Here is a 5842-nt window from a genome sequence, read left to right as displayed (position 1 = left end):
AATACACCCCGGAGTACCGGCAGGAAGCTGCCAGACTGGTCATCGAATCGGGACGCCCAATCGCTCATGTAGCTCAAGGAGATCGGTGTAGCCGAAGGCCTCTTGGGAAAATGGGTCAAGCTTGAACGAGAACGTCAAGGTTCAGCTGATGGCCGCAGTGACGCCGATATTCGAGCCGAAAACGCTCGTCTGCGTCGCGAGTTAGCTGAAGCCAAAATGGATAATGAGTTCTTGTCAAAAGCCACCGCCTTCTTCGTGGCGTCGCAACGCGATCGGAAAAATTTGAGCTAATACAGCCAGAGCAAGGCGAACTACAGCATAAAACGAATGAGCAGGTTATTAGAGGTTTCTCGCTCTGGCTACTATAAATGGGAAAAGACTCAAGCTGAACTGCTCCCCATAATCCGGACTGAGAAATCAGAAACCAGATTATGGGGAGTTTTTCTATGCATCCACGCAGCAAGCTGAGCCAGGCTCAGCGTGAACAAGCAGTGGAACTATTTGAGCACGGCTATGGCGCTAGAGCGGTGGCTAATCGTCTCGGAGTCAAGCGGGGCCAGGTTCGAAGGCTTAAGGGTCGATTCCGTTTACATGGCAGACTTTGTCTTGTGAGCAAACCAACGAGGAAACAGTACTCCTTCGACACCAAGATGAAGATCCTTCGCCGCCATAAAGCCGGCGAGACCAAAGCCGATCTTGCCGAAGAATTCGGCTTGTCCTCGCCTGACCTGATTAGTCATTGGGTGTGGGAGGTCAACAAGGATGGTACTGATGCACTACGGCCGAAGCCGAAGGGCAGGCCTCAAGGCTCTGCTCAGCCTGCACCACTGACCGAAGAAGACAAGCTGCGAGATGAAAATGAGCTTCTCAAGGCTAAATTGGCGTACCTAAAAAAATTACGGGACCCCAGGGATCAGCGACGAGGCTAAAAGTCGAAGCCATCATCACTGTTAAGTCTGACCACCGCCTCGATGACTTGATCACCGTATCTGGCCTGTCCAGGTCGACCTTCTTCGAACATCAACGTCGCCTTGATGAACCAGACAAATATGCCCATCTAAAGAAACTGATAACGAAGATCTTTAGCAACTCCAACGCCACGTATGGTTACCGCCGCGTATGGCGTGCTTTACGCAACGAGAATGAGATCGTCAATAAGAAGTTGGTTCGCAAGCTGATGCGACAGCTGGAATTGGTATCGAAAATCAGGCGTAAGAAGTACAACTCCTACCGCGGAGCTATGAGCCACATTGCCGATAACGTGCTTGACCGCAACTTCGAGCAAAGTGCACCGAATAAAACGTGGGTTAGCGATGTCACCGAGTTCCGAGTCGCAGGCACCAAGGTCTACTTGTCGCCGATTATGGATCTGTTTGACCGAACAATCTTGGCTCATACGCTGTCTAGATCACCGAATACCAAGTTCACATCACAATCGTTATCCGATGCCATTGCCCTGTTCAGCCCGGCTGAAGGACTCATTGTGCACACCGACCAAGGCTTCTGGTACCAGCACACCAGCTGGCGCAACCTGATGACACACATTGGTGGCGTGCAGTCAATGTCGCGGAAAGGCAATTGCTATGACAACTCAGTGATGGAGAATTTCTTCGGTCACTTGAAATCTGAGATGTACCACGGTGTTTCTTTCAGCAGCGTCGATGAGTTCTGCCAAGCTGTTGATGATTACATCCTGTGGTACAACACGACCCGGCTACAGGAACAATTCAAGGGCCTGGCCCCGATGCAATATCGGAACCAGACCCTTGCAAAGACCCAAACCATTTAGAATTAACCCAGTCCGGAAAACGGGGAGCAGTTCATGTTCATAAGGCTGTTCAGTTTCGCTCTTATAATGATCGGCGGTATGTTCGGAGCTAACGCTAACAGTGTATATGCTTGGCTTGGACGTAATTCTCAACATACAACGCCCCAAACTGATATAACTTCAAAATAGAAAGAGTTTCTAGACATAATGAACCGAACTAAATTTGTCACCCATTCGAATATCCTTATATGTCTGAGTGCAGCGCTAGGCTTGTCCATCTTGGGACTATTGGTTTTATTAGATCCATTTTCTTCGACTGCTCTTTTATCAGTTGGACCTTTGTTATTCTCATTTTTTGCAACCTTATTCTTGTCTCTTGTAACGGTCGAGAAATCTGAAAGTAGTCTAGAAGTACGTTCAACTATTTTCCGAAAACGTGTTTTTTACGTCAACCTACAGGACGTCGAGAGCATAGAGCTTATAGACGGCTCATATGCTGCTTGGGGTGGTATTGGTTACAGAATACTTCCGAGAGGTAAAGCTCTATTACTGGGTGGAGATAAAGCTGTGCAATTTAAGACAAGCGACGGCTCCGAGATCATCGTGAAGGCCCCAAAGATAGCCGATTTGTTCTTTTAATTCAGAGAGTGGATTTGGAGCATTTCGCGTAAGTAGGGCCTGCCCCCGACGGGTCTACTTTCCGGGGTCAGGCTCATCAACCCGCATTGCAGTTGCCATATGGTGCTAGATATCCCTAATTGTCATCCCACCAGCATACAAGCTGATAATCGTCTCACTCGACCTCAGTCAACATCTAGAGCCTTAAGGAACCATAGCCAGCAAGAATGTTCCAGCCTGATCCTTAGAGACATCAACAGAAACCGGCCCGTAGCGAGAATGCACGGTCTTTGGATAAGCCCCATTGCGGTAATTATCTTCTTCCATCTGCAGCTTTAGCGCTCCTGTCGCCAGAAGCGTAGCTTAAACGGGAATCCATTTCAGCATTCAATTCCGTGGTAAACGAGGCTTGCAGCATGCCCTCAACTAGATCATTGGCATGCGCCTTAGACGTGGCCAGGTCATTAATCAGTTCCGCGATTTCAGGGTTAGCAAGCAGCTTGTTTTCAATCGCAGCAATCTAGCCCTCGTCAACTTAGGTCTCGTCGTGTCGCAATAATCATTCTGGTCCATCTCCTCATGCAGGTTGGGACCTCACGCACAAACCATCAGACTCCCTCGATTCTACCTAGTATCTGCCGCGACCCCACCGGGTTAGGTGTGCACGGCATGCCCGGATGGTGGGCTGCTGGAGAAGCCTTTACACCTAAGGTGCTCGGTCTTACGAGCAATGACGCACTAGCGAAAATTAGCCTCAAGAACGCTTCTGTACTCAGACATCACGCTACAGATAGTGACACCTTCCTGCGAGCTCCAGACGGCAATTGCCAGATAGTACGCGATCCTGGCCGGAGGTAGAGATTTGTAGTACTTCATAAAGCGAGGAAGGGTTCATCACACCTTGCTACACCTGCCACAATCCATAAACCGATGATAAAACCATAATTTTAATTAAAGTTTCGCGAATATAAATCTGCGCCCATACATGAACCCTGATATCGTTGCCCTGCCCCTAGAAATGAGTCATTTCACAAAGATGTTTTAGACAAATGAAACGCCTTCAACCGTCTCCTAAGACTGGAAGGTAACCAACATGCTCGCCACATACATCCGAGTATGAGGTTATGCTGGTTTGTTCAGCAGGCTACGCACAAGATGAGGAGCCTGTATTTTACTACCGCTTCACGGTCCGAAACGGAATCGCTGACGCACCGCATTCCCCCAGACGAGAGCCTGAACCGAGGAGTAGTCCGCCCCCGATGACAGCCTTTAACCTTCTGCGAAACAATGCTGGACTGATCAGCCTGGGAATCCTCCTGTCATTGTTGTCTACCGCTGTTACTCTTCTTCAACCCGTACTTGTTGGCCAGTTGATATCCGGAGTGAGTAGCGGCGAGTTTCAGCAACCGCTCATGCTGCTTCTGTTAACTATTCTGGGAACATCTGTTTTGACAGCCGCCACAATGTCCGTGGTATCCATCGCAGCGGATCGAACAGTCCGCGACATGCGCAAAAAGATCACGAATCACCTTCTCTACCTGCAGGTGAAGGAGTTTGAGAAAGGGGGGGGTCGGGCAGCTTCACCACACGGGTAACGTCGGACACTTCCATCGTTAGCACAGCTTTTTCTTCCACTCTCACTGATTTTGTGGGTGGGTTCACCGTCATCATCGGTGCACTCATTTATATGGCTGTGGTGGACTGGAAATTGCTCTTGGTTGTTGTTGCAGTGTTGCTGGTGGCCTTAGTTATCATTGTGGTTATTTCAAGTTCTTTGCAAAATCTTTCGTCAAAGGTTCAGGACCATCTTGCAGCGCTCGGAGAAATCCTACAGTCGGCGTTATCGGCAATTCGAACTATTAAGGCTTTTCGCGTAGAGACGAAGGTCATTGGCAATTTGTCAGCCGAGATAGACCACGCCTACCGAAATCGGCGAAGGATGAGTTTTGTTGAAGCCGTTCTTGAGCCGTTGAGTACTGTAGCGTCCTACGTGGCACTTCTCGCGGTCGTTGTTTTCGGGTCCATGAGGTTGAGCAACGGTGATTTGTCGGGAGAGGCACTTACCATCTTCGTTACCGCGTTATTTCTGATGCTTGCCCCCATTGTGCAGGTGTCTCAGTCTCTTGGTACCTTCTTTGAGGCTAGGGGAGCGCTGGACAGAATTAACCGGCTTTTCAGTCTCGAAGTTGAAGATTCAACTGGGGATGATTCGCTTCCAGAACCTAGCTCCGTTCCCCCAGGATCCATCGAGTTCGAGTCGGTATCGTACAGCCGAGAGGGCCGAACCATCTTAGATAGCGCAACTGTAACGGTTCGACCAGGCGAGAAAGTAGCACTCACAGGAGCTTCTGGCGCCGGGAAAACCACCATATTTAGTCTTCTGTTGAAGTTTTATGACGTCTCGGCCGGCCACATCCGTGTCGGAGGGCGGGATCTTAATGACTGGAACAGGAAAGATCTTCGCACTGTGATCACCTACGTCGAGCAGGAACCTGACTTGCTTCCGGGAACACTCAGAGAAAACCTTACTCTCGGGACAGAAAACAATTTCGATGACAAAATTCTTTGCACATTGCTAAATCAGTTCGGACTGGGAAATTTCGCCAGTACCGACGGACTAGACCGATTAGTAGGATCCGGCAATAGCGGATTGTCCGGAGGAGAGCGACAGCGAGTTGCCATCATCCGTGCCATCCTTCAAAAATCTCTGGTCATCCTTGTAGATGAGCCGACATCCGCTCTCGACTCAGTATCAGCAGAGTTGTCCATGAACAGGCTCTTGGAGACGGATTCCACAGTCATCTTTACCTCCCACGACACAAACATCACGAATCTGGCAGAACGGATTCTTACAGTTGTCGATGGCAGAATTGTTGAAAGTACACCGAATAGTAGGAAGTCTTCAGATGCGTAAACACGTTCTCGTCACCGACGCGACCTGACCCCCAGGACTGAACTTGATGTGCGTTTTTTACAAATAGTGAACGAAAAAGGCCACTTTCTGAACTGGCCCCCGAAAGTTGGACTGGTTTAATTCTAGGCCGTGACAGGCTTTAGGGTCTGGTTCCGGTACTGCATCGGAGTCAGCCCTTTGAGTCGTTTCTGGATGCGTTCATGGTTATACCAACGAATGTATTCATCAAGTGCCTGGTAGAACTCTGCCAGACTGGCGAATGTTTCACCGTGGTACATCTCCGTTTTGAGGTGCCCGAAGAAGTTTTCCATCACCGCATTGTCGTAACAGTTTCCTTTCCTTGACATCGACTGTGTGCCACCAATACCTGTAATGAGTGTGCGCCAGCTGGAATGCTGGTACTGGAATCCCTGATCGGTATGCACAAGCAATCGGTGATCTGGTGATTCTTGCGTGATGGCATCACGCAAAGACTGCGAGGTAAACGCCGTATTTGGTGAAGTTGAAACGCTGTACGACACGATCGAGCGATCGCATAAGTC

The 5842-nt window shown here is 49.4% G+C and carries 5 protein-coding genes and 2 pseudogenes; 5 read left to right on the top strand and 2 right to left on the bottom strand.

The genetic code is table 11. The features are described 5' to 3' along the window. The first annotated feature begins 81 nt into the window (after positions 1-81). From A5774_RS08295 to A5774_RS10980, 3 genes and pseudogenes are all read left to right on the top strand, one after another. Positions 82-291: a hypothetical protein gene (locus tag A5774_RS08295; protein WP_348650714.1), complete on the top strand. Its 210-nt coding sequence runs from the start codon at positions 82-84 to the stop codon at positions 289-291. 140 nt (positions 292-431) lie between these two features. Continuing rightward, positions 432-560, top strand: a pseudogene (locus A5774_RS12005) (hypothetical protein); the annotation flags it as partial. Then, positions 514-1789: pseudogene (locus A5774_RS10980) on the top strand (IS3 family transposase). The pseudogenes A5774_RS12005 and A5774_RS10980, both read left to right, overlap by 47 nt. 801 nt (positions 1790-2590) lie before the next feature. On the opposite strand, the gene A5774_RS11350 reads toward A5774_RS10980, so the two are convergent. Then, positions 2591-2713 carry a transposase gene (locus tag A5774_RS11350; protein WP_126925967.1) on the bottom strand — a complete coding sequence of 41 codons (123 nt, stop codon included), beginning with the start codon at positions 2711-2713 and terminating at the stop codon, positions 2591-2593. A 797-nt stretch (positions 2714-3510) separates the two neighbouring features. Between A5774_RS11350 and A5774_RS11860 the strand changes: the two genes are divergently transcribed. After that, entirely contained in the window at positions 3511-3981 is a 471-nt protein-coding gene (locus tag A5774_RS11860) for an ABC transporter transmembrane domain-containing protein (RefSeq protein ID WP_369815548.1), read from the top strand. Positions 3982-3995: 14 nt separating this feature from the next. Then, positions 3996-5300, top strand: coding sequence for an ABC transporter ATP-binding protein (locus A5774_RS11855; protein ID WP_255364772.1), 1305 nt, complete (start codon positions 3996-3998; stop codon positions 5298-5300). A 122-nt stretch (positions 5301-5422) separates the two neighbouring features. Here the strand turns inward: A5774_RS11855 and A5774_RS08265 are convergent. Continuing rightward, on the bottom strand, positions 5423-5842 hold a 420-nt coding region (locus tag A5774_RS08265; protein ID WP_156519595.1), incomplete at its 5' end, for an IS3 family transposase.

Source organism: Corynebacterium sp. EPI-003-04-2554_SCH2473622, assembly GCF_001665955.1.
GTDB classification, from domain to species: Bacteria; Actinomycetota; Actinomycetes; order Mycobacteriales; family Mycobacteriaceae; genus Corynebacterium; species Corynebacterium pseudodiphtheriticum.
This window is presented reverse-complemented; position numbering and strand designations above follow the sequence as displayed.

What these genes read in the sequence shown, in the direction of transcription:
- A5774_RS11350 (WP_126925967.1), bottom strand. Translation starts at nt 2,713, where the DNA reads ATGGAAGAAGATAATTACCGCAATGGGGCTTATCCAAAGACCGTGCAT.
- A5774_RS11860 (WP_369815548.1), top strand. Translation starts at nt 3,511, where the DNA reads ATGCTGGTTTGTTCAGCAGGCTACGCACAAGATGAGGAGCCTGTATTT.